Source organism: Arthrobacter sp. 10T425 (assembly GCF_056393985.1).
Map to the genome: position 1 here is coordinate 1 of NZ_JBFTGZ010000032.1, position 1,626 is coordinate 1,626.

At 62.9% G+C, this 1,626-nt stretch carries 3 protein-coding genes; 2 read left to right on the forward strand and 1 reads right to left on the reverse strand.

What is annotated here, in order from left to right:
• On the forward strand, positions 1-154 hold a 154-nt coding region (locus AC1DDH_RS20345; protein WP_476956191.1), incomplete at its 5' end, for an integrase core domain-containing protein.
• A gap of 281 nt (positions 155-435) precedes the next feature.
• Positions 436-1,314 (forward strand): glycosyl hydrolase, encoded by an 879-nt coding sequence (locus AC1DDH_RS20350; RefSeq protein WP_476956190.1) that lies wholly within the window; start codon positions 436-438, stop codon positions 1,312-1,314.
• Positions 1,315-1,472: 158 nt separating this feature from the next.
• Here AC1DDH_RS20350 and AC1DDH_RS20355 read toward each other — a convergent pair.
• Positions 1,473-1,626 (reverse strand): integrase core domain-containing protein (locus AC1DDH_RS20355; RefSeq protein WP_476888052.1); only part of this gene is annotated, 154 nt, incomplete at its 5' end.

Sequence of the window (1,626 nt, forward strand, 5' to 3'; positions counted from 1 at the left end):
ATGGGCCTTCAAGCGCTTCTACGCCACGGAATCAGCCCGCAGAAACGCCCTCCCGGCATGGCTGCACCACTACAATCACCATAGGCCCCACACCGCAATCGGAGGCCAGCCGCCCATCAGCCGCTTAACCAACCTCCCTGGGCAGTACATCTAGCGGGCCCCTATCGGTCCCCTTAGGACCTGTCTCCAACCAGGCCCCCCGTACCGCGGCTGGTCGCGCTGAAACTGCGTATTTCCTGTGTAAAACCACGAGTTTCCTGTGTGTTTTCCGTGCTATGTTGACTCCAGCCACAACTGAATCAGAGACCACACAGGCCAGAGCAGTCACTTTTCGACGCCGCCACTCGTGCGCGAATCCGTCGGGAGCCCGCAGCTGGCCTTTGCCGCCTCTGCACCACTGACAAACCTCGAGCCAAACTCCCACGAAGGGACCTCATGGAACGCCGTAAGTTTCTCACCATGCCGTTGGCCGCAATGGCAGTGCCGGGTGCCCTGCTGGCCGCCGGCGCCGGCGCCGGAACGGCGCAGGCTGCCACAGCCCCGGCGGGAATCCCGACGGTCCCGGCTGTCACCCTGCCCGCTGACACGCTCAAGGGCTTTGGCTGGGGCGGCAAGGACGCCCTTGCGCTAACGCAAATCAATAGCCTCAAGCTGAAGTGGCACTACACGTGGGGCTCACACCCCAACGTCGCTACGGCCACGCCGTTTGTCCCCATGATCAAGAGTGCCAGGACCCTGCTGGAGCAGGATGCCATCGGTTACGTCACCCGCCAATTGGCCGAGACGAAGACCCGGCACCTCCTCGGCTTTAATGAGCCCGACCACGAGGACCAAGCAAATATGTCCGTGGACCAAGCCATTAGCCTGTGGCCCAAACTGCAGGCAACCGGGCTACGGCTTGGGTCACCCGCCACCACAGGGCCTGCCAGCCCCTGGCTCGCGGACTTCATGGCCAAGGCCAAGAACAAGGGACTGCGCGTTGACTTCATGACCATGCACCGCTATGCCTGGCCCAAAGCCGACGAGTTTTTGACGAAGGTCACGGAACTGCATGAGCGGTACGGCAAGCCGATCTGGGTGACCGAGTATGCGGTGGCTGACTGGAACGCCACTTCCACCCGGCCAAGCGTTTACTCCCGGGCCCAGACTGAGGACTTCATGCGCGCCACCGTGGCCGGCCTGCGGGCAATGCCGTTCGTTGAGCGCTTTGCCTGGAAGACCCGGCCGGCCCTGGATCCCAAAATGGGTTCCTCCGCACTGTTCCACACCAATGGCACCCTGACCAGCACCGGCAGGCTGTACGCGTCCCTGTGAGGCGCTGACAGCCTCCTGCCGTGGCCGGACACCCAGGGTGTCCGGCCACAGTCCGTTAAGCTGTCCGCTAAGCAAGAGAAAGGATCCCGCAGAGCGTTTGCTCCGGCGGGATCCTTCCCTGTTGAACCTGCTGTATCAGCTGTGAGGCCGATGTGCCGCTAGTTGTACTGCCCAGGGAGGTTGGTTAAGCGGCTGATGGGCGGCTGGCCTCCGATTGCGGTGTGGGGCCTATGGTGATTGTAGTGGTGCAGCCATGCCGGGAGGGCGTTTCTGCGGGCTGATTCCGTGGCGTAGAAGCGCTTGAAGGCCCAT

Bases quoted from the DNA above. Each gene is read 5' to 3' on its own strand.
- AC1DDH_RS20350 (WP_476956190.1), top strand. From the start codon at position 436: ATGGAACGCCGTAAGTTTCTCACCATGCCGTTGGCCGCAATGGCAGTG.